This is a genomic window from Pseudomonas sp. PDM25 (assembly GCF_019219045.1).
GTDB lineage: Bacteria > Pseudomonadota > Gammaproteobacteria > Pseudomonadales > Pseudomonadaceae > Aquipseudomonas.
This window is the reverse complement of the sequence record NZ_JAHUWL010000011.1, coordinates 70,383-96,375: the sequence shown is the minus strand read 5'-3', so window position 1 is coordinate 96,375 and position 25,993 is coordinate 70,383. Positions and strand designations below refer to the sequence as shown.

Below are 25,993 nucleotides of genomic sequence, written 5' to 3'. Positions count from 1 at the left end.
GTCTTTGTTGACTATCGTGCAGGCAATCTTTTGAAGCCACTTTGCACATCAGGGAGCCTGCCCATGAGTGATGCCCACAACGCATTGATCACCCAGTTCTACCAAGCCTTCCAGCGGCTGGATGCCGAGGCCATGAGCGCCTGCTATACCGACGACGTGGTGTTCAGTGATCCGGCGTTCGGCGAACTTCGCGGCCGCGATGCAGGCGACATGTGGCGGATGCTCACCACTCGGGCCAAGGATTTTTCCCTGACGTTCGATAACGTGCGCAGCGATGAGCGCACGGGCGGCGCCCATTGGGTGGCGACGTACCTGTTCAGTCAGACCGGCAACACCGTGGTCAACGACATTCAGGCGCGCTTCGTTTTTCGCGACGGCAAGATTTGCGAGCATCACGACAGCTTCGATGTGTGGACTTGGTCCCGACAAGCGCTGGGTTTCAAAGGGCTGTTGTTGGGCTGGACGCCGGTGGTGAGAAACGCCGTACGCGCTCAAGCCTTGAAGGGGCTGAAGGCATTCCAGGCCAGTCGCTGATAAGATCGCGGCTTGTTTCCTTTCAAGCCTTGATCGTCACGTGAACAGCGCCAGCGAATCTTCCGTCATTGCCGCCGAACCGCCGCTGCCTGTCAGCAAACCCTGGTTCGTCTACCTCGTTCGCGCGGCCAATGGTTCGCTCTACTGCGGGATCAGCGATGATCCCGTGCGCCGCTTCGCCACCCACCAGCGTGGCAAGGGCGCGCGCTTTTTTCTTTCCAGTCCTGCCGTGGCATTGGTTTACACCGAAGCCTGCCGCGATAAAAGCGAAGCGCTGCGTCAGGAACGGCTGATCAAAAAACTCAAGAAAAGCGCCAAGGAATGCTTGGTGGCGAGTGCTGCTGCGGGCTTATCAATCTGACTGATAAGTGCCCATCAGGCAGATCGGTGGGCTGCACAGGAAATGCGCGCTAAGCTGCGGATTCCCAAACCGTGCGGCGGAGCCGAGCATGTCCGAGTTGATTCTCCATCATTACCCGACGTCCCCTTTTTCTGAAAAGGCCCGCTTGCTGCTGGGCTTCAAGGGGCTGTCCTGGCGCTCGGTGAAGATTTCGCCGGTGATGCCAAAACCCGACTTGACCGCGCTGACCGGTGGCTACCGCAAGACGCCGGTGTTGCAGATTGGCGCTGATATCTTCTGCGACACGTCGCTGATCGCCCGTCGTCTGGAACAGGAAAAAGCCTTGCCGGCGTTCTTCCCGGAAGGTCAGGAAATGATCGCCGCGACCTTCGCTGCATGGGCGGATTCGGTGGTGTTCCAGCACGCGGTCAGCCTGGTGTTTCAACCAGAATCGATCGCCGTACGCTTCGCCAATATGCCGCCGGAAGCGATCAAGGCATTCATTGCCGATCGCACGGAGTTGTTCAGCGGTGGCAGTGCCACACGGTTGTCGGCTGAACAGGCCCGGCATCAGTGGCCGACCATCATGGCGCGTCTGGAGCAACAGCTTCAGCGCGAACAGGGCGACTTCCTGTTTGGCGAACCGTCGATTGCCGACTTTGCCCTGGCCCATCCGTTGTGGTTCCTCAAGGCCACGCCCGTCACGTCACCGTTGGTCGATGCTTATCCAGCGGTTTCGGCATGGCTGGGGCGCGTGTTGGGTTTCGGTCATGGCGCGTTCAGCGAGATGACCGCCGAAGAGGCCTTGGAGGTTGCGCGCAACGCCACACCGGCCGCATTGCCGGAGGAGCAATTCGACGAGCCGAATGGTTTTGAGGCGGGCCAGCAGGTGGTCATCGCCGCCATCGATTACGGCGTTGACCCGGTGGCGGGTGAGTTGCTGTTTGCGGGCAGTGAGGAATTGATTTTGCGTCGTGAAGATGAGCGGGGCGGTGTGGTGCATGTGCACTTTCCGCGATTGGGGTTTCGCATTGAAAAACGCTGAACCTTACTCCTGTAGGAGCATGGCTTGCCCGCGATGGCCGCGACTCGGTGTAACCGTCACACCGTGTAATCGTTCATCGCGGGCAAGCCATGCTCCTACAGGGATTTGTGTTTACTTCAGGGCGGCGAGAATGGTGTCCGGGTCATACCCGCGAATCAACGTCCCGTTCACATCGATGATCGGAATCCCGCGGCCACCCAGCGCTTCGTAGACCTTGCGCGCCTCGGCATCCTTTTCGATATCGAATTCCTTGTAGGGAATTCCCTTCTGATCGAGAAAGCGCCGGGTCAGTTTGCAGTAACCGCACCATTGGGTGGCATAGAGCACGACGTTGGCCTTGGCCTGAGTCTGCTCGGACACCACCTGCGCCGGATGGAATACCCGCTCGATCTTGCCCCAGTTCTGGTAGACCACGACCACCAGCAGGATCAGCAGGCATTTCTTCAGTACGCCGCCGAGCATCAGTTACGTCGCTTGAGCTGATCGGTGAGCTGGGTCGGCAGACCTTTGATGATCAGCGTGCCGGCTTCTTCGTCGTATTCGATCTTCGAGCCCAGCAGGTGCGCTTCGAAGCTGATGGACAGGCCTTCGGCGCGACCGGTGAAGCGGCGGAACTGGTTGAGGGTACGTTTATCGGCCGGGATCTCCGGCGACAGGCCGTAGTCCTTATTGCGGATGTGATCGTAAAAGGCTTTCGGGCGCTCTTCGTCGATCAACTCCGAGAGTTCTTCCAGGCCCATGGGTTCACCCAGTTTTGCCTGGCTGCTGGCGTAATCCACCAGGGTCTTGGTCTTCTCGCGGGCGGACTCTTCCGGCAGGTCTTCGCTTTCGACAAAGTCACTGAAGGCCTTGAGCAGGGTGCGGGTTTCGCCGGGGCCGTCGACGCCTTCCTGGCAGCCGATGAAGTCGCGGAAATACTCCGAAACCTTTTTGCCGTTCTTGCCTTTGATGAACGAAATGTACTGCTTGGACTGCTTGTTGTTCTGCCACTCGGACACGTTGATCCGTGCCGCCAGGTGCAGTTGGCCCAGATCCAGGTGCCGGGACGGGGTCACGTCCAGCTGATCGGTCACTGCAACGCCTTCACTGTGGTGTAGCAGGGCGATCGCCAGGTAGTCGGTCATGCCTTGCTGATAATGCGCAAACAGCACGTGGCCGCCCACAGAGAGGTTCGATTCCTCCATCAGCTTTTGCAGATGTTCCACCGCCACCCGGCTGAACGCTGTGAAATCCTTGCCGCCATCGAGGTATTCCTTCAGCCAGCCGCTGAACGGATGCGCCCCGGACTCGGCATGGAAGAACCCCCAGGCCTTACCTTGTTTGGCGTTGTAGCTCTCATTGAGGTCGGCAAGCATGTACTCGATGGCGCTCGACTCGGCCAGTTCGGAATCGCGAGCGTGGAGAACTGCAGGTGTGCCGTCGGGTTTTTTGTCGATCAGGTGGACGATGCAATGGCGGATCGGCATGGGCTTCTCGGCTGATTGAAGGGAGGAGGGCGTACTCCCCCAAAAAGTGCCAAGTGTACCGCAACCACTGGTTTTGGCGCGGCACGAAGGGCAATTCGCAGGTGTCCGATGGCGCTTATGCTGTTTTTTACCGTTTTAGAGCAATAAAGCTGACCAAATGGGTAGCTAGAGGCGGATATTTCCCCGTCTCTGTGCTAGTTTTGCCCGGTCTTACGCGAAGTCACTGCGTTAAGCGTGCATTCAGCATTTGTCAGGTCGAACCAAACCCTGATTTCGGTATCTATAACCCCGACTCGTCGCGGTTATGGCCGAGGGTGCCAGATCCAGAAGATCGGGCTCGATGGCTGACACTGCACTCTGCAATCCATATGAATTTGATAGGGAAGGAACACTACATGGCTCTTACTAAAGACCAACTGATCGCCGACATCGCTGAAGCTATCGACGCGCCAAAAACCACCGCGCGTAACGCTCTGGACCAACTGGGCCAAATCGTTGCTGATCAGCTGGAAAACGGCGGCGAAATCACTCTGCCAGGTATCGGCAAACTGAAAGTGACTGAGCGTCCTGCCCGTACCGGCCGTAACCCTTCGACTGGCGCTGCCATCGAAATCGCTGCCAAGAAAGTTATCAAGCTGGTTGTGGCCAAAGGCCTGACCGACGCTGTTAACAAGTAAGACGCAGTAAAAAAAAGCCGTGCTCCGGAGTGATCCGGGCACGGCTTTTTTGTGTCCGCGATTTAGCGGTGCTCCCGCATACACCGCTAAACCAATTGTGGGAGCGGGCTTGCTCGCGAAGGCGGTGTGTCAGTCAATATTAAAATCGACTGACACACCGCCTTCGCGAGCAAGTCGAATCGTCGCACCGCCGCTCCCACATTATTTGATCTGCGTCGGGTCAGTTACTCAGCTTTTCTTTACCCAGCGTTCGCGCCAGACCTGCTGCTCGGATTTGGTCTGGAAGGTCCAGGCGACGAAGCGGCTTTGCTTCTGGCCCTGAGACATTTCCACGACCTGGCTTTCCAATACGCCGGCCTTTTTCAGGGCCGTCTGGATCGCCGGCAGGTTGGAGGCTTTCGAGACCAAGGTGCTGAACCACAGCACTTTGTGTTGGAAGTGCGCGCTCTCGGCGATCAGTTGCGTCACAAAACGTGCTTCGCCACCTTCACACCACAATTCCGCCGATTGACCGCCAAAGTTCAGCACAGGCAGTTTGCGTTTTGGATCGGCGCGGCCCAGTGCGCGCCATTTACGCTCGCTGCCCTTGGTCGCTTCGTCCATCGAGGCGTGGAACGGCGGATTGCACATGGTCAGGTCAAAGCGTTCGCCGGGTTCGAGCAGGCCCAGCAGAATGTGCTTGGGATTGCTTTGCTGACGCAACTGGATGGCCTTGTTCAGCCCGTTGGACTGGACGATGGCTTTGGCGGCGGCCACGGCCGTCGGGTCGATTTCCGAGCCGAGGAAGTGCCAGCGATAGTCGCTGTAGCCGATCAACGGATAGACGCAGTTGGCGCCCATGCCGATATCGAGCACCTTGACCGGCGCGCCGCGCGGGATCTCACCGTCGTTGACGCTGGCCAGCAGGTCGGCCAGGAAGTGCACGTAATCGGCACGGCCCGGAACCGGTGGGCAGAGGTAGTCCGCCGGGATGTCCCAATGGGCGACGCCGTAGAACGACTTGAGCAACGCACGGTTGAACACCCGCACTGCGTCCGGGCTGGCGAAGTCGATGCTTTCCTTGCCGTACGGGTTGATGATCACGAACTTCGCCAGTTCCGGCGTGGTTTTGATCAGCGCCGGGAAGTCGTAACGACCCTGATGGCGGTTGCGCGGATGCAGGCTGGCCTTTTCGCGCGGCTCCACGGCTTTGGCCGGGGTGGCGGAATCAGGCTTTTTGCGCGCAGGTCTTGGTGTGCGGGGGGCGTTCATGGGCGTGGTCGATTCGGGTATGGCTAAAAGTGGCGGGTATTGTCCCACATCTAAACTGCGCCCGGCCAAAGTAGTGCGGTTGGTGCACCAGGGAGCACTTTTATGCCGAAAAGATCTTGAGGAACTGTTATTTATGACAGTGGGCGAGAGATGTTTTTTTCGATTTACTCAATGGTGAGCTCTGCCGAATGCAGCCACTTATTTTTGGAGTGATCGTAATGGATGATTTGCTTGCCGCAACATTTCCAAGCGCCAGTAATTTCGGGTTTATTAACTGCTCAAGCAAGCCCAGCCCTGTGCAAGGGATTATTGCAAAGGTTCCGTCGATAAAGGGTGTTGAGCCAGGCGATGTGCTGACGTTGTTTTCCAAGGGCTACACCCGTTTCGATAGTGAAGTGCCTATTCCAGGAACAGCGACTCAATTCGAGCGAGTGATAGGCCCTGGGGATGTGGGGCAGCCTGTTGATTTCATCATCGGGCCGTACGACACCGCGATCAAGCCTATTCGTTCGGGGGCGTTGGGTGTTTATTATTCGGTAACGCGTGGGGGGAATGCTGTTAGTTCGCCGAAGGCATTGGTGAAAATCAGTGTCGAGTTACCCGGCGGTGGCACTTGCCCTGAGTAAAAAGGCATAAAAAGGGAGGCCTCCTGGGCCTCCCTTTTTCATTGCGATTTGCCGTTACAGGCTGGCAATCCGCGCATGCTGCTCGGCCAGCTTGCCCAAAGCCTGTTCAGCTTCAGCCAGTTTGGCGCGTTCCTTCTCGATGACTTCGGCCGGGGCCTTGTCGACGAAGCCGGCGTTAGACAGCTTGCCGCCCACCCGCTGAACTTCGCCCTGCAGACGCAGGATTTCCTTGTCCAGACGCGCCAGTTCGGCGTCTTTGTCGATCAGGCCGGCCATCGGCACCAGCACTTCCATCTCGCCGACCAGTGCGGTGGCGGACAGCGGTGCTTCTTCGCCAGCAGCCAATACGGTGATCGATTCGAGGCGAGCCAGCTTCTTCAGCAGGGCTTCGTTCTCGGTGAGACGACGCTGATCTTCGGCGCTGACGTTTTTCAGGAACAGGTTCAACGGCTTGCCTGGACCGATGTTCATCTCGGCGCGAATGTTGCGCGTGCCGAGCATCAACGTCTTCAGCCACTCGATGTCATCTTCGGCGCCCTGATCAATGCGCGCTTCATTGGCCACTGGCCAAGGTTGCAGCATGATCGTCTTGCCTTCGATACCGGCCAGCGGCGCGATGCGCTGCCAGATTTCTTCGGTGATGAACGGCATGAACGGATGCGCCAGGCGCAGCGCGACTTCCAATACCCGAACCAGCGTGCGGCGGGTGCCGCGCTGACGTTCGACCGGCGCGTTTTCGTCCCACAGCACAGGCTTGGAGAGTTCCAGGTACCAGTCGCAATACTGGTTCCAGATGAACTCGTACAAGGCTTGTGCGGCCAGGTCGAAGCGGAACTGATCGAGTTGACGGGTCACTTCGGCTTCGGTGCGTTGCAGCTGCGAAATGATCCAGCGATCCGCCAGCGACAGCTCGTAAGCTTCGCCGTTCTGGCCGCAGTCTTCGCCCTTGTCCAGCACGTAGCGCGCAGCGTTCCAGATCTTGTTGCAGAAGTTGCGATAGCCTTCGACGCGGCCCATGTCGAACTTGATGTCGCGGCCGGTCGATGCCAGCGAGCAGAAGGTGAAGCGCAGGGCGTCGGTGCCGTAGCTGGCGATACCGTCGGCGAACTCGTCGCGGGTCTGCTTCTCGATCTTCTTCGCCAGTTTCGGCTGCATCATGCCCGAGGTGCGTTTCTGCACCAGGTCTTCGAGCTCGATGCCGTCGATGATGTCCAGCGGGTCCAGGACGTTGCCCTTGGACTTGGACATCTTCTGGCCCTGGCCATCACGCACAAGGCCATGAACATAAACGGTCTTGAACGGAACCTGCGGCGTGCCGTCTTCGTTTTTCACCAAGTGCATGGTGAGCATGATCATCCGGGCAACCCAGAAGAAAATGATGTCGAAACCGGTGACCAGCACGTCGGTGGAGTGGAATTTCTTCAGGAATTCGGTCTGCTCAGGCCAGCCGAGCGTGGAGAAAGTCCACAGGCCCGAACTGAACCAGGTGTCGAGTACGTCGTTGTCCTGTTGCAGCGCAACGTCCGGGCCGAGGTTGTGCTTGGCACGTACTTCGGCTTCGTCGCGACCGACGTAGACTTTGCCCGACTCGTCGTACCAGGCCGGAATCCGGTGGCCCCACCACAGCTGACGGCTGATGCACCAGTCCTGGATATCGCGCATCCACGAGAAGTACATGTTTTCGTATTGTTTCGGCACGAACTGAATGCGGCCGTCTTCAACCGCAGCGATGGCCGGCTCGGCCAATGGCTTGGTCGACACATACCATTGGTCGGTCAGCCACGGCTCGATGATGGTGCCGGAACGGTCGCCTTTCGGCACTTTCAGCGCGTGATCATTGACGCTGACCAACAGGCCGGCGGCATCGAATGCTGTAACGATCTGCTTGCGCGCTTCGAAGCGATCCAGGCCGACGTATTCGGCCGGGATCTTGCCGTCGATGCTTTCGTTCAGGGTGCCGTCGAGGTTGAACACCTGACAGGCCGGCAATACAGCGGCGTTCTTGTCGAAAATGTTCAGCAGCGGCAGGTTGTGGCGCTTGCCGACTTCGTAATCGTTGAAATCGTGGGCCGGGGTGATTTTCACGCAGCCGGTGCCGAATTCAGGATCGCAGTAATCATCGGCGATGATCGGAATGCGGCGGCCGACCAGCGGCAGCTCGACAAACTTGCCGATCAGGGCTTGGTAGCGTTCATCGTTCGGGTTAACGGCTACGGCGGCGTCGCCGAGCATGGTTTCCGGGCGAGTAGTCGCGACGATCAGGTAATCGTTGCCTTCAGCGGTCCTGGCGCCATCGGCCAGTGGGTATTTCAGGTTCCACAGGAAACCTTTCTCGTCGTGGTTTTCCACTTCGAGGTCCGAAATCGCCGTGTGCAACTTGGTGTCCCAGTTGACCAGGCGCTTGCCGCGGTAGATCAGGCCGTCTTCGTGCAGGCGCACAAAGGCTTCTTTCACGGCTTCCGAGAGGCCGTCGTCCATGGTGAAACGCTCGCGGCCCCAGTCCACGGACGAGCCGAGACGGCGGATCTGACGGCTGATGTTGCCGCCGGACTGATCCTTCCATTCCCAGACTTTCTCGAGGAATTTCTCACGGCCCAGATCGTGACGATTCTGGCCCTGGGCTTCGAGTTGGCGCTCCACCAGCATTTGCGTGGCGATACCGGCGTGGTCGGTACCCGGCTGCCACAGGGTGTTACGACCCTGCATGCGGCGGAAACGGATCAGGGCGTCCATGATCGCGTTGTTGAAGCCGTGACCCATGTGCAGGCTGCCGGTGACGTTCGGCGGCGGGATCATGATGGTGTAGGACTCGCCCGCGCCTTGCGGGGCGAAGTAATTCTCTGACTCCCAGGTGTTGTACCAGGAAGTTTCAATGGCGTGCGGCTGGTAGGTCTTATCCATGCGCGGCGGGACCCTATTGGCATTTATTCAGGAAAAGCCGGCAAGTATAGCGGGGCATGGGGCGTAGGGCGAGCGGGTGCAGACAGGGCGCTTGATCAATTACAGCGCAGATCCAATGTGGGAGCGGGCTTGCTCGCGAAGGGGCCATCACCTTCAGCATTGATGTTGGCTGATATATCGCTTTCGCGAGCAAGCCCGCTCCCACAAGGAGGCGGGGGTTATTCGTATTGGCTAAGGAGGCGTTCCATCCGCGCGCTGAGGCGGCGTTTGATTTCGGTTTCGATGTGCGGGGCGAAGTCGTCGATCACGTCTTGCATGATCAATTGCGCGGCGGCGCGCAGTTCGTCTTCCAGGTGCAGCAGCTCGTCGGCGCTCTTGCTGGCGGCGGGTGCCGGTTGGGCGGCAGGGGCTGCTGGGGCGGGTGGCGTCGGTTCGAGAATCGGCGGGCTGGCGCCGACGGTATCGAACAGCATCGGAATCTGTTCCTGGTCACCTTCCTCGACCGTGTCGGTGAGCAAGGGCGGTTGCAGGTTGTCGTCGCCGAGCAATTGACGGATCGACTCGAGGTCGTCCAGCAGGTGCGCGGACTTTTGCAGCGGTTTTGGAGTGTCCATCGGAATGCTCAGAGTCGCTGTAAACGGTGATCTTGCAAAGGATAGCCCTGTTCGCGGTAGAAACGGAAACTCTCCCGCGCAGCCGTACGTATCGTCGGATCTTCCACCACCACTTCCGCCACTCGGGCGAATTTGTTGGCGAATGCCGGGACTTTCAGGGCGAGATTGACCAGCAGGTCCTGATGCGGACCGCAGTCATCGCCAAGGCCCAACACAATCAAACCGTCCGGCTCATTTTCGGCGGGGCCGTGGGGCACAAAGCTTTCGCCCTTGAAGGCCCACAAACGCGCATCGAGATCGTCGCGCTGGACAGCATCGCTGCAATGCAGATAGATGCGGTGACCCATGCGCCAGGCTTTTTCGGTGAGCTTGCAGGCAAAGTCCAGCCGCGCCGAAGGATCGGCGCTGGGCAGGATATAGAAGTCGACTTTGGTCATTGCGGTTCCTGAGCCAAGGGCGGCGTCACCCGAAAGCAACGCGGCCCAAGGTCATCGGTTTCAGGCTTTGGCGCGGTCCAGCAGGTATTGGGTCAGCAATGGAACCGGACGGCCAGTGGCGCCCTTGTCCTTGCCGCCGCTGGTCCAGGCCGTGCCGGCGATGTCCAGGTGCGCCCAGTTGAGGTTCTTGGTGAAGCGCGACAGGAAGCAGGCCGCGGTGATGGTGCCGGCTTTCGGGCCGCCAATGTTGGCGATGTCGGCGAACGGGCTGTCCAGCTGTTCCTGATACTCATCGAACAGCGGCAGTTGCCAGGCGCGATCGTCAGCCGATTGGCCAGCGCTCAGGAGTTGGCCGATCAGTTCGTCGTTGTTGCCCAACAGGCCCGACGTGTGGGAACCCAGGGCAACGACGCAAGCGCCGGTCAGGGTCGCGATGTCGATCACTGCTTGCGGCTTGAAGCGCTCGGAGTAGGTCAGGGCGTCGCACAGCACCAGACGGCCTTCGGCGTCGGTGTTGAGGATTTCCACGGTCTGGCCGCTCATGGTGGTGACGATGTCGCCAGGACGCGAAGCATTGCCGCTCGGCATGTTCTCGGCGCAGGCCAGGATGCACACCAGGTTGATCGGCAGTTTCAGCTCGAGCACGGCACGCAGCGTACCGAATACGCTGGCAGCGCCGCCCATGTCGTACTTCATTTCATCCATGCCGGCGCCCGGTTTCAGGCTGATGCCGCCAGTGTCAAAGGTGATGCCTTTGCCGACCAGCGCATACGGCTTCTCGGATTTCTTGCCGCCGTTGTATTGCATGACGATCAGGCGCGGTGGCTGGGCGCTGCCCTGGCCCACGGCGTAGAACGAGCCCATGCCCAGGTCCTTGATCTTCTTCTCATCAAGGACTTCGACTTTCAGGCTCTTGAATTCTTTGCCCAGGTTCTTCGCTTGCTCACCGAGGAAGGTCGGGTGGCAGATGTTCGGCGGCAGGTTACCCAGGTCGCGGGTGAACGCCATGCCGTTGGCGATGGCAGTGGCGTGGGCCACGGCGCGCTCGACTTCAGCCTGTGCAGCCTTGATGGTCACCAGGGTGACTTTCTTCAGGATGCGAGGTTCGGCTTTCTGGCTCTTGAACTGATCGAACGTGTATTCGCCGTCCACCAGGGTTTCGGCCAGCAGGCGAGTTTTGCCGTAGCTGTCACGGCCTTTGACCACGACTTCGTCCAAGGCCAGCACCGCATCGCTGCCGCCCAGGCCTTTAAGGGTGTTGAGGATGCCGGCAATGATCTTGCGGAACGGGCGGTCGCCCAGCTCTTCGTCTTTGCCCACGCCCACCAGCAGCACGCGTTCGGCCTTGAGGTTCGGCAGGCTGTGCAGCAATAGACTCTGACCGACTTTGCCAGCCAGGTCGCCGCGCTTGAGCACAGCGCTGATGGCACCACCGCTCAGTTCGTCGAGTTGTTTGGCAACGGCGCCGAGCTTGCGGCCTTCGCCGACGGCGACCACCAGAGTGGCGGTTTTCAACGTTTCTGGGCTAACGCTTTTTACAACCAGTTCCATGTCCGGGTCCCTGAATTAATGGTCAACACGCAAGAGCTCGACAGCATGCATTCGAGCTTGCTTATAAATTGAAAGACGCAGGTCACGGCCCGCGACAAAGGCCGCAGTTTGAACCTCGTGCCCCGAGCCTGACAACCCTCGGTTGTACGATCTTCAGCGCTTTACCCGCCTGCTTGAGCATGCGCAGTGACAGGCGCACCCAATCACAGGATAATGCGCCAACTTTTTCGGCAGCTCTGCCCTGCGGGCCGTCTGATACGTTTGCTTGTTTGGCCGCCTTAGCCTGACAACCCTGGAGTGTCTGGTTTGATCGTCTTCCGTTACCTATCCCGCGAAGTCCTGTTGACCTTGAGCGCCGTCAGCGCTGTGCTGCTGGTCATCATCATGAGCGGTCGCTTCATCAAGTACCTCGCCCAGGCGGCCTCTGGCCTCCTGGACCCGGGCTCGCTATTCCTGATCATGGGCTTTCGTCTGCCGGGTTTCCTGCAGCTGATTTTGCCTTTGGGCCTGTTTCTCGGAATCCTGCTGGCCTACGGTCGCCTGTACCTTGAAAGCGAAATGACGGTGCTGTCGGCCACCGGCATGAGCCAGCAGCGTCTGTTTGCCATGACCCTTTTTCCAGCCACCCTGGTCGCACTGGTGGTGGCATGGCTGAGCCTGAGCCTGGCACCGCAAGGCGCCAATCAGTTCCAGTTGCTGTTGAACAAGCAGGATGCCCTGACCGAGTTCGACACCCTCGAGCCGGGTCGCTTTCAGGCGCTGCGTGACGGGACGCGGGTGACCTACACCGAAACGCTGTCGGATGATCGCATCAACCTCGGCGGCGTATTCATTTCGCAGAAAAACGTCAATTCCGATAACAAGGATCGCGGGATTTCCGTGCTGGTGGCCGAGAAGGGCCGTCAGGAAATTCGGCCCGACGGTAACCGTTACCTGATTCTCGACAATGGCTATCGCTATGACGGCAATCCGGGTCAGGCCGACTATCGGGCGATCAAGTACGAGGAGTACGGCGTCTTGCTGCCCAAGCCGGATGTCAGCGACGAAGTGACTGACCGTGACGCGATGCCCACCAGTTCCCTGATCAGCAGCGATGACATCCGTTTGCATACCGAGCTGCAATGGCGTTTGTCCTTGCCATTGCTGGTCTTCATCGTGACCTTGATGGCGGTGCCGTTGTCGCGGGTCAATCCGCGTCAGGGCCGTTTCCTCAAGCTGTTGCCGGCGATCCTTCTATATATGGCTTACCTGTCCATCCTGATTGCCGCTCGCGGCGCCCTTGAAAAGGGCAAAATCCCGCCAGCTCTGGGGTTGTGGTGGGTGCATGCAATCTTCCTGGCCATCGGCCTGGGCTTGCTCTATTGGGAAACCTTGCAGTTGAAGCTGGCGAGTCGTCGCAGTGCGCTGGAGGTGGCTCGTGGATAAGCTCGATCGCTACATTGGTAGCAGCGTGTTCGTGGCAATTCTGGCGGTACTGGGGATCATTCTCGGTCTGGCGACGCTGTTCGCGTTCATCGATGAAATGAGTGAGGTCAGCGATACCTACACCTTGGTCGACGTGTTGAGTTATGTCCTGCTGACCGCGCCGCGTCGTCTTTACGACATGTTGCCGATGGCTGCACTGATCGGTTGCCTGATCGGCCTCGGCAGTCTCGCCAGTCACAGCGAGCTGACCATCATGCGTGCTGCGGGCGTGTCGATCGGGCGCATCGTCTGGGCGGTCATGAAGCCAATGCTGATCCTGATGGTGGTGGGTGTGCTGATCGGCGAATACGTTGCGCCGGCCACCGAAGTCACCGCTCAGGCCAATCGCTCCCTGGCCCAGGGCAGCGGCGACGCGCAAAGCGCCAAGCATGGCCTGTGGCACCGTCAGGGGGACGAGTTCATTCACGTCAACTCCGTGCAGCCAAACGGTTTGCTGTATGGCGTGACCCGTTATCGCTTCGACGATCAGCGCCACATGCTGTCCTCGAGCTTCGCCAAGCGCGCCGAATTCGACAAGGATCACTGGCAGCTCAGCGATGTCACGACCACGTTATTCCATGACAAGAACACCGAAGTGGTGACCGCTCCGGTCGAGCGCTGGAACGTGGCGCTGAGCCCGCAACTGCTGGATACCGTGGTGATGTCGCCCGATTCGCTGTCGATCAGTGGTCTGTGGGGGTACATCCACTACCTGGCTGAGCAGGGTTTGAGCAATGGTCGTTACTGGCTGGCATTTTGGGTCAAGGTGTTGCAACCGCTGGTCACCGCCGCGCTGGTGCTGATGGCGATTTCCTTCATCTTCGGTCCGTTGCGCTCGGTGACCCTCGGTCAGCGGGTGTTCACTGGCGTGCTGGTGGGCTTCACCTTCCGTATCGTTCAGGATTTGCTCGGTCCTTCGAGCCTGGTCTTCGGCTTCTCGCCACTGTTTGCGGTGCTTATTCCGGCGGGTGTTTGTGCCTTGGCCGGGGTCTGGTTGTTGCGCCGGGCCGGTTGATTCAGGGTTTCTCCTGACGTTGCAGGTCACTCAAAACGCCCCTGTCGCAAGACCGGGGCGTTTTTGTAGGCGCCGTCTGACCTGCGAACGTGACGCTTGCGCCGTGGATCAGGTACAATTCCCGGCTATTTTTCGGCGGGCTATGCCTGCAGCCTTTTTGAGTGTTGATCCGTGAGTGATTTGAGTCATATCCGCAATTTCTCCATCATCGCCCACATTGACCATGGCAAGTCGACGCTGGCCGATCGCTTCATCCAGATGTGTGGCGGCCTTGCCGAGCGCGAAATGGAAGCCCAGGTTCTGGACTCCATGGACCTGGAGCGTGAACGCGGGATCACCATCAAGGCCCACAGCGTCACCCTGTATTACACCGCTCGCGATGGCATCAAGTACCAGCTGAACTTCATTGACACCCCGGGCCACGTCGACTTCACCTATGAAGTCAGCCGGTCGCTGGCGGCCTGTGAAGGCGCGTTGCTGGTGGTCGATGCCGGTCAGGGCGTTGAAGCGCAGTCGGTAGCCAACTGCTACACCGCCATTGAGCAGGGCCTGGAAGTGATGCCGGTCCTGAACAAGATCGACCTACCTCAGGCCGATCCGGACCGCGTGAAAGAAGAAATCGAAAAAATCATCGGCATCGATGCCACCGACGCGGTCGAGTGCAGTGCCAAGACCGGTCTGGGCGTCGACGAAGTGCTGGAGCGTCTGGTCAAGACCATTCCTGCGCCGACCGGCAACTATGAAGATCCGCTGCAAGCGCTGATCATCGACTCCTGGTTCGACAACTACCTGGGCGTTGTTTCCCTGGTTCGCGTGCGCCACGGTCGTGTGAAGAAGGGCGACAAGATCCTGGTCAAGTCCACCGGCAAGATCCACCTCGTGGACAGCGTCGGTGTCTTCAACCCGAAACACACCGCTACCGTTGACCTGAAGGCCGGCGAAGTGGGCTTCATCATCGCCGGCATCAAGGACATTCACGGTGCACCGGTCGGTGACACCCTGACCTTGAGCTCCACGCCGGACGTCGACGTGCTGCCAGGCTTCAAACGCATTCAGCCGCAGGTATACGCCGGCCTGTTCCCGGTCAGCTCCGACGACTTCGAAGATTTCCGTGAAGCCCTGCAAAAGCTCACGCTCAACGACTCGTCCCTGCAATACACCCCGGAAAGCTCCGACGCCCTGGGCTTCGGCTTCCGTTGCGGGTTCCTCGGCATGCTGCACATGGAAATCATCCAGGAGCGCCTGGAGCGCGAGTACGACCTGGACCTGATCACCACGGCGCCGACGGTGATTTTCGAGCTGCTGCTGAAAACCGGTGAAACGATTTACGTCGACAACCCGTCGAAGCTGCCAGACCTGTCCTCGATCGAAGACATGCGCGAGCCGATCGTGCGGGCCAATATTCTTGTGCCGCAAGAGCACCTCGGTAACGTCATTACCCTGTGTATCGAGAAGCGTGGCGTGCAACACGACATGCTGTTCCTCGGTACCCAGGTTCAAGTGACCTACGATTTGCCGATGAACGAAGTGGTCCTGGACTTCTTCGACCGTCTGAAATCCACCAGCCGTGGCTATGCTTCGCTGGATTACCATTTCGATCGTTATCAATCGGCTAATCTGGTGAAACTGGATGTGCTGATCAACGGTGACAAGGTCGACGCCCTGGCGTTGATCGTGCACAAGGATAACGCGCACTACAAAGGTCGCCAGCTGACCGAGAAGATGAAAGAACTGATTCCACGTCAGATGTTCGACGTCGCGATCCAGGCCGCCATTGGCGGGCAGATCATTGCGCGGACTTCCGTCAAGGCACTCAGAAAGAACGTATTGGCCAAATGCTACGGCGGTGACGTTAGCCGTAAGAAAAAGCTGCTGGAAAAGCAAAAGGCCGGTAAAAAACGCATGAAGCAAGTCGGTAACGTGGAAATTCCACAAGAAGCCTTCCTTGCAGTGCTCAGGTTGGATAGTTAGGTCCTATGTCACTAAATTTCCCGCTGTTGCTGGTCATCGCCGTGTTCGTCTGCGGCCTGTTGGCGTTGCTCGATCTGCTGTTCCTGGCGCCACGGCGCCGGGCTGCCATTAACTCTTACCAGGGTAGCGTCAGCCAGGCTGACATGGTGGTGCTCGAGAAACTGAACAAAGAGCCGCTGCTGGTCGAATACGGCAAGTCGTTCTTCCCGGTGTTGTTCATCGTGCTGGTGCTGCGTTCGTTCCTGGTGGAACCGTTCCAGATTCCTTCGGGCTCGATGAAACCTACACTGGATGTTGGCGACTTCATTCTGGTGAACAAGTTTTCTTACGGGATCCGCTTGCCGGTGATCGACAAGAAAGTCATCGAAGTCGGTGATCCACAGCGCGGCGATGTGATGGTGTTCCGCTACCCGAGCGATCCGAACGTCAACTACATTAAACGTGTGGTGGGCCTGCCGGGTGACCAGATTCGTTACACCGCCGACAAGCGTCTGTTCGTCAACGGTGAGTCGATTGCCGAACAACTGGTCGGCTCCGAGCCGGGCACGTTGGGCAGCGCTGAGCTCTACAAGGAAAAACTCGGCGTCGCCGAGCACCTGATCCGCAAGGAAATGAGCCGCTATCGTGCATCGCCGGACCATACATGGACCGTGCCTGCCGGGCACTACTTCATGATGGGCGACAACCGCGACAACTCGAACGACAGTCGCTACTGGGATGATCCGAGCATTCCCAAGGATCTGCTGGGCATGGTTCCCGACAAGAATATCGTCGGCAAGGCCTTTGCAGTCTGGATGAGCTGGCCGGAACCCAAACTCAGTCACCTGCCGAATTTCTCGCGGGTTGGCCTGATCAAGTAATCACACACGGCGCTGTTGAACACAGCGCCGAATGCATTTCTGGAGTCGGCACAATCGGCGCCAGACGCATGAAAACAATGATATTCAGGACGTAATTTTTGAACACAGCGTTAATTGTCCCAAGCCTGCGCCGCACCACGGCGATGGCGGTGGAATCCAGCCACGAACTCAGCGTGGGTACACCGTGAGCGTCTCCTTAAGCCGTCTAGAGCGTCAGCTCGGCTACACCTTCAAGGATCAGGAACTGATGGTCCTGGCCCTGACTCACCGCAGCTTTGCCGGGCGTAACAACGAACGCCTGGAGTTCCTCGGTGATGCCATCCTTAACTTCGTCGCTGGCGAGGCGCTGTTCGATCGCTTCCCGCTGGCCCGCGAAGGTCAATTGTCGCGCTTGCGCGCACGCCTGGTGAAAGGCGAGACCCTGGCCGTACTGGCTCGCGGTTTCGATCTGGGCGAATACCTGCGCCTGGGTTCCGGTGAGTTGAAAAGCGGCGGGTTCCGTCGCGAGTCGATTCTGGCCGACGCCCTTGAAGCGCTGATTGGTGCGATCTACCTGGATGCCGGCATGGACATGGCACGCGAACGCGTGCTGGCCTGGCTGGCCGGGGAGTTCGAAGGCCTGACGCTGGTCGACACCAATAAAGATCCTAAAACCCGTCTGCAAGAGTTCTTGCAGTCCCGTGGTTGCGAACTGCCGCGTTACGAAGTGGTGGATATCCAGGGTGAGCCGCATTGCCGGACGTTCTTCGTCGAATGTGAAATCACCTTACTGAATGAAAAAAGCCGAGGTCAGGGTGTGAGCCGTCGTATTGCCGAACAGGTAGCGGCCGCTGCAGCACTGATTGCCCTGGGCGTGGAGAATGGCCATGACTGATTCAACTGCAACTCGCTGTGGCTATGTCGCCATCGTCGGCCGTCCCAACGTGGGCAAGTCCACGCTGCTGAACCACATCCTCGGCCAGAAGCTGGCGATCACCTCGCGCAAGCCTCAGACCACTCGCCACAACATGCTCGGCATCAAGACCGAGGGCGCCGTGCAGGCGATCTACGTCGACACCCCCGGCATGCACAAAGGTGGCGAGAAAGCCCTGAACCGCTACATGAACAAGACCGCTTCGGCAGCGTTGAAAGACGTCGACGTAGTGATCTTCGTGGTTGACCGCACCAAGTGGACCGACGAAGACCAGATGGTCCTCGAGCGCGTTCAATACGTGACCGGTCCGCTGATCGTGGCGCTGAACAAGACTGACCGCATCGAAGACAAAGCCGAACTGATGCCGCACTTGACCTGGTTGCAGGAACAGTTGCCGAACGCGCAGATCATGCCGATCTCGGCGCAGCACGGTCATAACCTCGAAACGCTGGAGCGTGTGATTGCCGGTTACCTGCCGGAAAACGATCACTTCTTCCCGGAAGACCAGATCACCGACCGCAGCAGCCGCTTCCTCGCCGCTGAACTGGTACGCGAGAAAATCATGCGCCAGATGGGCGCCGAGCTGCCGTACCAGATCACCGTCGAAATCGAAGAGTTCAAGCAACAGGGCAAAACCCTGCACATCCATGCCTTGATCCTCGTTGAACGCGACGGCCAGAAGAAAATCATCATTGGCGACAAGGGTGAGCGGATCAAGCGCATCGGCACCGAGGCACGCAAGGACATGGAGTTGCTGTTCGACTCCAAGATCATGCTCAACCTCTGGGTGAAAGTGAAAGGCGGCTGGTCCGACGATGAACGCGCCTTGCGTTCGCTGGGTTACGGCGACCTGTAACACCGGGTTCCAGATACACCCGAGAAACCTTGTGGGAGCGGGCTTGCTCGCGAAAGCGATGTAACATTCAGCATTGATGTTGACTGTTACATCGCTTTCGCGAGCAAGCCCGCTCCCACATTAGTTTTGGGTTGTCTGAAAAACTGCATTCCTTCATTGAGAACTCCATGTCCCAACCCATCGGCCAACCCGCCTTCGTGCTCCACTCCCGCGCTTACCGCGAGAACAGCGCGCTGGTGGATTTCCTCACGCCGCAAGGCCGGCTACGGGCGGTGTTGCGCAGTGCGCGGGGCAAGGCCGGGACGTTGGCGCGGCCGTTCGTGCCGCTGGAAGTGGAGTTCCGTGGCCGTGGTGAGCTGAAGAATGTCGGGCGCATGGAAAGCGCTGGCGTCTCAACTTGGCTCAATGGTGAGGCGCTGTTCAGCGGTCTCTACCTCAATGAGCTGTTGATTCGGCTGTTGCCCTCCGAAGACCCGCATCCGGCTGTGTTTGACCACTACGCCGCGACCCTGCTTGCGCTTGCCGAAGGCCGTCCGCTGGAGCCTTTGTTGCGATCCTTCGAATGGCGGCTGCTGGATGACTTGGGTTACGGCTTCGCTCTGACTACTGACATCCATGGCGAGCCCATCGCGCCGGACGGTCTCTACCGTCTGCAAGTGGACGCGGGGCTCGAGCGGGTCTACCTGCTGCAACCCGGTCTGTTCAACGGCACCGAACTGTTGGCCATGGCCGATGCAGATTGGTCTGCCCCTGGCGCGCTATCGGCAGCCAAGCGATTGATGCGCCAGGCACTGGCGGTTCATCTGGGCGGTCGTCCCTTGGTAAGTCGCGAGTTGTTTCGCAAGCCGTAGGGTCTGTTGATGCTTGGCAGCGCCCGGCGCGGTCGCTGCCAAACATCAACAGACCCTATCTCCCCGTGTATGCTGTGCACCGAACTTTCCCTTCTTCAGGAGCGCTTCCGTGACCACCAGCAATCGCATTCTTCTTGGCGTGAACATCGACCACGTTGCCACCCTGCGTCAGGCCCGGGGCACTCGCTATCCGGATCCGGTCAAGGCTGCACTGGACGCGGAAGAGGCGGGCGCTGACGGCATAACCGTGCACCTGCGCGAAGACCGTCGGCACATTCAGGAGCGCGACGTGTTGCTGCTCAAGGATGTGCTGCAAACCCGCATGAACTTCGAAATGGGCGTGACCGAAGAGATGATGGCGTTTGCCGAACGCATTCGTCCGGCGCACATTTGCCTGGTACCGGAAACCCGTCAAGAGCTGACGACCGAAGGTGGTCTGGACGTGGCGGGGCAGGAAGCACGGATTAAAGCCGCGGTGGATCGCCTGTCAAAGATCGGCTGTGAAGTGTCGCTGTTCATTGATGCTGACGAGCGGCAGATCGAAGCATCCCGTCGTGTTGGTGCGCCGGCTATTGAGCTGCATACCGGCCGTTACGCCGATGCCGAGACGCCGACCTATGTGGCTGAAGAGCTCAAGCGTGTGGCGGATGGCGTGGCATTTGGTCTGGCTCAAGGTTTGATCGTCAACGCTGGCCACGGTCTGCACTATCACAACGTTGAAGCTGTAGCGGCGATCAAAGGCATCAACGAACTGAACATCGGTCACGCGCTGGTGGCTCATGCGTTGTTCGTCGGGTTCAAGTCGGCGGTATCGGAGATGAAAGCACTGATTCTGGCCGCCGCAAAAGCCTAAAGCCAAACACAAATTCAATTGTGGGAGCGGGCTTGCTCGCGAATGCGGTGTATCAGTCAAAGTTGATGTCGACTGACACACCGCATTCGCGAGCAAGCCCGCTCCCACATTTGATTGGTGGTGGCCGTTAAAGCTGTGGGGTTTCCGGATTCGGCTTGGTCTTGTCGACCCCCGGCACATGCAGGTTGCCCTCGGCGACCTGATTGCCTTCAAGCTGCGGCTGCGTCACCCAGGTCAGGATGTCGTAGTAGCGGCGGATGTTCGCCACAAAGTGAACGGGTTCGCCGCCACGGGCATAACCGTAACGGGTTTTGCTGAACCACTTCTTCTCGGACAGGCGCGGCAGGATCTTTTTCACGTCCAGCCACTTGTCCGGGTTCAGTCCTTCCTTGGCCGCCAGCTTGCGCGCGTCATCCAGATGACCGCTGCCAACGTTGTAGGCCGCCAGCGCAAACCATGTGCGATCCGGCTCCTGGATCGACTCATCCAGCTGATCCTTCATGTAGGCCAGGTACTTGGCGCCACCCATGATGCTTTGTTTGGGGTCGAGTCGATTGGACACACCCATGGCCTGCGCAGTGTTCTGGGTCAGCATCATCAGGCCGCGCACGCCGGTCTTCGACGTGACGGCCGCTTGCCATAGCGATTCCTGATAACCGATCGCGGCCAGCAGGCGCCAGTCGACTTTCTCTTTCTTGGCGTATGCCTTGAAGTGCTGTTCGTATTTGGGCAGACGTTGCTGCAAGTGTTGGGCGAAGGTGGTGGCGCCCATGTAACCCAGTACATCGACGTGCCCGTAATAGCGGTCTTTCAGACGTTGCAGGGTGCCGTTTTTCTTCACCTTGTCGAGGTAGTCGTTGATCTCGTTGAGCAAGCTGTTGTCGTCGCCAGCGGCCACCGCCCAGCTCTGGTTGCTGGCATCACCGAGGTCGAAGGCCACTTGTATGTTGGGGAAGTAGACCTGGTTCATCGCGACTTCGTTTGAATCGACCAGGGTCAGGTCTATCTGACCTTCATCGACCATCCGCAGCAAGTCGACGACTTCAACGGCGTCGGACTCTTCGTATTCAATGCCGGGATACTTCTTTTTCAGCTCCGCCAATTGCTCGGCGTGGGTGCTGCCCTTGAGCACCATGATCTTCTTGCCCACCAGATCCTTCGCGTCGGTCGGCCGCGATTGGCCGTTGCGATAGATGACCTGCGGGGTGACTTCGAGATAGGAGTGGGAAAACCGCACCTGCTGTTTGCGTTTGTCGCTGCTGACCAGGCCGGCAGCAGCGATCACCGGGCCGTTGGGTTTGCCTACCTGATTAAACAGGTCGTCGAGGTTGTCGGCGGTTTCGATTTTGAGTTCCACCCCCAGATCGTCGGCGAAGCGCTTCACCAGCTCGTATTCGAAGCCGGTTTCACCGTTGCGATCCTGAAAGTAGGTGGCGGGGCTGTTACGGGTAACCACCCGCAGCACGCCATCCTCCTTTACGCGCTCCAGCGTGTTGGGTTTATCAACACAGCCACTGAGCACCAGGAAGAGTCCGGTTGCGATCAGCCATTTGGCGAACCGCGGACGCAAAGCCGTTGGGGAAAACATCTGCGCAGTATACGCAAAGGACCACGAGCGCCATATCTCGACAGCGAAGGGCTTGTCTGCTAGGCAATTGAAAACCGCTCCGGACCCCGCAGGAATGGGCCCGAGCAGCATTTTGTGACAGAAAAAATATCGCTCGGCGTGCGCCTGTTTTATGTCCGAAGACCCGGCCCGACGCCCGGGTGCAGCCGCCCGTACCGTTTCGGGTGATGTCGCGGCCTGTTTAGGCTAGAATGCACGGCCTCAAAGCACACCCCTTCCCGAGGCTGTCCCGAAGATGTTGATCCTGCGCGGCGCTCCTGCCCTTTCTGCCTTTCGCCACAGCAAACTCCTTGAGCAACTGAGCCAGAAAGTTCCGGCTGTCAGTGGCTTGTATGCTGAATTCGCTCACTTCGCCGAAGTTACCGGCGTCCTGACCGGCGACGAACAGCAGGTGCTCGCGCGCCTTCTGAAGTACGGCCCAAGTGTTCCGGTACAAGAGCCGACCGGTCGTCTGTTCCTGGTTTTGCCGCGTTTCGGCACCATCTCGCCATGGTCCAGTAAAGCCAGCGACATCGCTCGCAACTGCGGCCTGACGAAAATCCAACGCCTGGAGCGCGGCATCGCGTTCTACGTGGCCGGCCAGTTCAGCGACGCCGAAGCGCAGTTGATCTGCGATGCGCTGCACGACCGCATGACCCAGATCGTCCTCGGCAACCTTGAACAAGCCGCCGGCCTGTTCAGCCATGCCGAGCCGAAACCGCTGACCGCGATCGACGTGCTGGGTGGCGGCCGCGCCGCGCTGGAAAAAGCCAACACCGAGCTGGGCCTGGCCCTGGCCGAAGACGAGATCGACTACCTGGTCAACGCCTTCATCGGCTTGAAGCGCAACCCCCACGACATCGAACTGATGATGTTCGCCCAGGCGAACTCCGAGCACTGCCGTCACAAGATCTTCAACGCCAGTTGGGACATCGACGGTCAGAGCCAGGAAAAAAGCCTGTTCGGCATGATCAAGAACACCTACGTGATGCACAGCGAAGGCGTTCTGTCGGCTTATAAGGACAACGCTTCGGTGATCGTCGGCAACGTCGCCGGTCGTTTCTTCCCGGACCCTGAAACCCGCCAGTACGGCGCGGTGCAGGAACCGGTGCACATCCTGATGAAAGTCGAAACGCACAACCACCCAACCGCAATTGCCCCGTTCCCGGGCGCTTCCACCGGTTCCGGTGGCGAGATTCGCGACGAAGGCGCAACCGGTCGCGGTGCCAAGCCAAAGGCTGGCCTGACCGGTTTCACCGTGTCCAACCTGCAAATCCCGGGCTTCGAACAGCCGTGGGAAGTGCCGTACGGCAAGCCTGAGCGCATCGTTACCGCGCTGGACATCATGATCGAAGGCCCACTGGGTGGCGCCGCGTTCAACAACGAATTCGGTCGTCCGGCCCTGACCGGTTACTTCCGTACCTTCGAACAGTCGATCACCACCCCGCGTGGCGACGAAGTTCGCGGTTACCACAAGCCGATCATGCTGGCCGGCGGTATGGGTAACATCCGTGCCGAACACGTGCAGAAAGGCGAGATCACCGTTGGCTCCAAGCTGATCGTGCTCGGCGGCCCGGCAATGCTGATCGGCCTGGGCGGCGGCGCGGCTTCCTCCATGGCCACCGGCACCAGCTCGGCAGACCTGGACTTCGCTTCCGTACAGCGCGAAAACCCGGAAATGGAACGTCGCTGCCAGGAAGTCATCGACCGTTGCTGGCAGTTGGGTGAACACAACCCGATCAGCTTCATCCACGACGTCGGCGCGGGCGGTCTGTCCAACGCCTTCCCGGAACTGGTCAACGATGGCAACCGTGGCGGTCGCTTCGAACTGCGCAACATTCCTAACGACGAGCCGGGCATGGCCCCGCACGAAATCTGGAGTAACGAATCCCAGGAACGCTACGTTCTGGCGGTCGGTCCGGCTGACTTCGAACGCTTCCAGGCGATCTGCGAACGCGAGCGTTGCCCGTTTGCGGTCGTCGGCGAAGCCACTGCCGAGCCGCAACTGACGGTCACCGACAGTCACTTCGGCAACAGCCCGGTGGACATGCCACTCGAAGTGCTGCTGGGCAAAGCCCCGCGCATGCACCGTTCGGCCGTTCGCGAAAATGAACTGGGCGACGATTTCGATCCGTCGACGCTTGAGATTGCAGACTGCGTCGAACGCGTTCTGCATCACCCGGCCGTGGCCAGCAAAAGCTTCCTGATCACCATCGGCGACCGCACCATCACCGGCCTCGTGGCTCGTGATCAGATGGTCGGCCCGTGGCAGGTTCCGGTGGCCGACGTTGCCGTCACCGCCACCAGCTTCGACGTCTACACCGGTGAAGCCATGGCCATGGGCGAGCGCACTCCGCTGGCACTGCTGGACGCTCCAGCGTCGGGCCGTATGGCCATCGGCGAAACCCTGACCAACATCGCGGCTTCGCGCATCAACAAAATTTCCGACATCAAACTGTCGGCCAACTGGATGTCCGCTGCCGGTCACCCAGGTGAAGACGCGCGTTTGTATGACACCGTGAAAGCGGTCGGCATGGAGTTGTGCCCGGACCTCGGTATCACCATCCCGGTGGGCAAGGACTCCATGTCCATGGCCACGCGCTGGAACGACGAAGGCGTCGACAAGACCGTGACCTCGCCGATGTCCCTGATCGTGACCGGTTTTGCGCCTGTGGCTGACATCCGTCAGACCCTGACGCCGGAACTGCGCATGGACAAGGGCACCACCGACCTGATCCTGATCGATCTGGGCCGTGGCCAGAACCGTATGGGCGCCTCGATCCTGGCTCAGGTTCACGGCAAGCTCGGTTCGCAAGCGCCGGACGTCGACGATGCCGAAGACCTCAAAGCCTTCTTCGCCGTGATTCAGGGCCTCAACGCCGACGGTCACCTGCTGGCTTACCACGACCGCTCCGACGGTGGTCTGTTGACCAGCACCGTGGAAATGGCTTTCGCCGGCCATTGCGGTCTGAGCCTGAACCTCGACGGTCTGGCAGAGACTTCTGCCGACATCGCCGCGATCCTGTTCAACGAAGAACTGGGCGCCGTGATCCAGGTTCGCCAGGACGCTACTCCAGACATCCTCGCGCAGTTCAGCGCTGCCGGTCTGGGCGAGTGCGTGTCGGTGATCGGTCAGCCGATGAACAACGGCCAGATCAGCATCACCTTCAACGGCGAAACCGTGTTCGAAGGTCAGCGTCGTCTGCTGCAACGTCAGTGGGCTGAGACCAGCTACCAGATCCAGCGTCTGCGCGATAACGCCGACTGCGCCGAACAAGAGTTCGACGTGCTGCTGCAAGAAGACAACCCGGGCCTGAGCGTCAAACTCAGCTACGACGTCAACCAGGACGTCGCCGCGCCTTACATCAAGAAAGGCATCCGCCCACAGGTTGCCGTGCTGCGTGAGCAGGGCGTCAACGGTCAGGTGGAAATGGCGGCTGCGTTCGACCGCGCCGGTTTCAACGCGATCGACGTGCACATGAGCGACATTCTGGCCGGCCGTGTCGACCTGAACGAGTTCAAAGGCCTGGTGGCGTGCGGTGGTTTCTCCTACGGCGACGTTCTCGGCGCCGGCGAAGGCTGGGCCAAATCCGCGCTGTTCAACAGCCGTGCTCGCGATGCGTTCCAGGGCTTCTTCGAACGTACCGACAGCTTCACCCTCGGCGTGTGCAACGGTTGCCAGATGATGTCCAACCTGCACGAGCTGATCCCGGGCAGCGAGTTCTGGCCGCACTTTGTGCGTAACCGTTCCGAGCAGTTCGAAGCTCGTGTGGCGATGGTTCAGGTCCAGGAATCGAACTCGATCTTCCTGCAGGGCATGGCCGGTTCGCGTATGCCGATCGCAATTGCTCACGGTGAAGGTCATGCCGAGTTCGCCAGCGAAGAAGCGTTGCTGGAAGCCGATCTGTCCGGTTGCGTGGCGATGCGTTTCGTCGACAACCACGGCAAGGTCACCGAAAACTACCCGGCCAACCCGAACGGCTCGCCGCGCGGGATCACCGGTTTGACCAGCCGCGACGGTCGCGTGACGATCATGATGCCGCACCCGGAACGTGTGTTCCGCGCCGTGCAGAACTCGTGGCGTTCGGAAGACTGGAACGAAGACGCACCCTGGATGCGTATGTTCCGTAATGCGCGCGTCTGGGTGAACTAAGAGCGGGTG

Annotated in this window: 22 protein-coding genes; 14 read left to right on the top strand and 8 right to left on the bottom strand. The window is 59.4% G+C overall.

Translation table 11 applies throughout. The features are described 5' to 3' along the window. The first annotated feature begins 63 nt into the window (after positions 1–63). From KW848_RS21055 to KW848_RS21045, 3 genes are all read left to right on the top strand, one after another. On the top strand, positions 64–534 hold the full coding sequence (locus KW848_RS21055; protein ID WP_218537960.1) for a nuclear transport factor 2 family protein: 471 nt from the start codon (positions 64–66) through the stop codon (positions 532–534). 40 nt (positions 535–574) lie between these two features. Next, positions 575–895 (top strand): GIY-YIG nuclease family protein, encoded by a 321-nt coding sequence (locus tag KW848_RS21050; protein WP_111451347.1) that lies wholly within the window; start codon positions 575–577, stop codon positions 893–895. Between the two features lie 88 nt (positions 896–983). Beyond that, positions 984–1,919: a glutathione S-transferase family protein gene (locus tag KW848_RS21045; protein ID WP_218537959.1), complete on the top strand. Its 936-nt coding sequence runs from the start codon at positions 984–986 to the stop codon at positions 1,917–1,919. Positions 1,920–2,030: 111 nt separating this feature from the next. On the opposite strand, the gene KW848_RS21040 is transcribed toward KW848_RS21045, so the two are convergent. Continuing rightward, positions 2,031–2,381 (bottom strand): glutaredoxin domain-containing protein, encoded by a 351-nt coding sequence (locus tag KW848_RS21040; RefSeq protein WP_218537958.1) that lies wholly within the window; start codon positions 2,379–2,381, stop codon positions 2,031–2,033. Further along, positions 2,381–3,385, bottom strand: a complete 1,005-nt coding sequence (gene yejK, locus KW848_RS21035) for a nucleoid-associated protein YejK (protein WP_008147593.1) — start codon at positions 3,383–3,385, stop codon at positions 2,381–2,383. The genes KW848_RS21040 and yejK overlap by 1 nt, the downstream gene beginning before the upstream one ends. 395 nt (positions 3,386–3,780) lie before the next feature. On the opposite strand from yejK, the gene KW848_RS21030 reads away from it, so the two are divergent. Beyond that, positions 3,781–4,062: an HU family DNA-binding protein gene (locus tag KW848_RS21030; protein ID WP_007905514.1), complete on the top strand. Its 282-nt coding sequence runs from the start codon at positions 3,781–3,783 to the stop codon at positions 4,060–4,062. Positions 4,063–4,290: 228 nt separating this feature from the next. Here the strand turns inward: KW848_RS21030 and rlmF are convergent, their stop codons facing one another. Beyond that, a complete protein-coding gene (gene rlmF, locus KW848_RS21025; protein WP_033056419.1) occupies positions 4,291–5,313 on the bottom strand; it encodes a 23S rRNA (adenine(1618)-N(6))-methyltransferase RlmF in 1,023 nt (340 codons plus the stop codon). Between the two features lie 218 nt (positions 5,314–5,531). Between rlmF and KW848_RS21020 the strand changes: the two genes are divergently transcribed. Continuing rightward, complete coding sequence (locus KW848_RS21020; RefSeq protein ID WP_218537957.1) at positions 5,532–5,939, top strand: hypothetical protein; 408 nt, start codon at positions 5,532–5,534, stop codon at positions 5,937–5,939. A 54-nt stretch (positions 5,940–5,993) separates the two neighbouring features. Here KW848_RS21020 and KW848_RS21015 read toward each other — a convergent pair whose 3' ends face one another. The 4 genes from KW848_RS21015 to KW848_RS21000 form a co-directional block, all read right to left on the bottom strand. Then, entirely contained in the window at positions 5,994–8,840 is a 2,847-nt protein-coding gene (locus KW848_RS21015) for a valine--tRNA ligase (RefSeq protein WP_218537956.1), read from the bottom strand. Positions 8,841–9,058: 218 nt separating this feature from the next. Further along, positions 9,059–9,454: a DNA polymerase III subunit chi gene (locus KW848_RS21010; RefSeq protein ID WP_111451353.1), complete on the bottom strand. Its 396-nt coding sequence runs from the start codon at positions 9,452–9,454 to the stop codon at positions 9,059–9,061. 8 nt (positions 9,455–9,462) lie between these two features. After that, positions 9,463–9,891 (bottom strand): DNA polymerase III subunit chi, encoded by a 429-nt coding sequence (locus KW848_RS21005; RefSeq protein WP_218537955.1) that lies wholly within the window; start codon positions 9,889–9,891, stop codon positions 9,463–9,465. A gap of 60 nt (positions 9,892–9,951) precedes the next feature. Beyond that, positions 9,952–11,442, bottom strand: coding sequence for a leucyl aminopeptidase (locus tag KW848_RS21000; protein ID WP_111451355.1), 1,491 nt, complete (start codon positions 11,440–11,442; stop codon positions 9,952–9,954). A 306-nt stretch (positions 11,443–11,748) separates the two neighbouring features. On the opposite strand from KW848_RS21000, the gene lptF reads away from it, so the two are divergent. From lptF to pdxJ, 8 genes are all read left to right on the top strand, one after another. Further along, positions 11,749–12,867: an LPS export ABC transporter permease LptF gene (gene lptF, locus KW848_RS20995; protein WP_111451356.1), complete on the top strand. Its 1,119-nt coding sequence runs from the start codon at positions 11,749–11,751 to the stop codon at positions 12,865–12,867. Further along, positions 12,860–13,921, top strand: a complete 1,062-nt coding sequence (gene lptG / locus KW848_RS20990) for an LPS export ABC transporter permease LptG (RefSeq protein WP_218537954.1) — start codon at positions 12,860–12,862, stop codon at positions 13,919–13,921. Before lptF ends, lptG begins: the two co-directional genes overlap by 8 nt. A 171-nt stretch (positions 13,922–14,092) precedes the next feature. Then, positions 14,093–15,892: a translation elongation factor 4 gene (gene lepA / locus KW848_RS20985; protein WP_008151572.1), complete on the top strand. Its 1,800-nt coding sequence runs from the start codon at positions 14,093–14,095 to the stop codon at positions 15,890–15,892. A gap of 5 nt (positions 15,893–15,897) precedes the next feature. Next, entirely contained in the window at positions 15,898–16,752 is an 855-nt protein-coding gene (gene lepB, locus KW848_RS20980) for a signal peptidase I (protein WP_111451359.1), read from the top strand. Between the two features lie 184 nt (positions 16,753–16,936). Then, positions 16,937–17,626, top strand: coding sequence for a ribonuclease III (gene rnc / locus KW848_RS20975; RefSeq protein ID WP_033053426.1), 690 nt, complete (start codon positions 16,937–16,939; stop codon positions 17,624–17,626). Then, positions 17,619–18,521 (top strand): GTPase Era, encoded by a 903-nt coding sequence (era, locus tag KW848_RS20970; RefSeq protein WP_008151577.1) that lies wholly within the window; start codon positions 17,619–17,621, stop codon positions 18,519–18,521. The genes rnc and era overlap by 8 nt, the downstream gene beginning before the upstream one ends. 167 nt (positions 18,522–18,688) lie before the next feature. After that, complete coding sequence (recO, locus tag KW848_RS20965) at positions 18,689–19,372, top strand: DNA repair protein RecO (RefSeq protein ID WP_218537953.1); 684 nt, start codon at positions 18,689–18,691, stop codon at positions 19,370–19,372. A gap of 109 nt (positions 19,373–19,481) precedes the next feature. Continuing rightward, positions 19,482–20,225, top strand: a complete 744-nt coding sequence (gene pdxJ / locus KW848_RS20960; protein WP_218537952.1) for a pyridoxine 5'-phosphate synthase — start codon at positions 19,482–19,484, stop codon at positions 20,223–20,225. 127 nt (positions 20,226–20,352) lie between these two features. Here the strand turns inward: pdxJ and mltF are convergent, their stop codons facing one another. Beyond that, entirely contained in the window at positions 20,353–21,813 is a 1,461-nt protein-coding gene (mltF, locus tag KW848_RS20955) for a membrane-bound lytic murein transglycosylase MltF (RefSeq protein ID WP_192406276.1), read from the bottom strand. Positions 21,814–22,087: 274 nt separating this feature from the next. Between mltF and purL the strand changes: the two genes are divergently transcribed. Then, the gene (purL, locus tag KW848_RS20950; protein WP_218537951.1) at positions 22,088–25,984 is read left to right on the top strand and encodes a phosphoribosylformylglycinamidine synthase; all 3,897 of its coding nucleotides are present in this window, start codon (positions 22,088–22,090) and stop codon (positions 25,982–25,984) included. Positions 25,985–25,993: the final 9 nt, after the last annotated feature.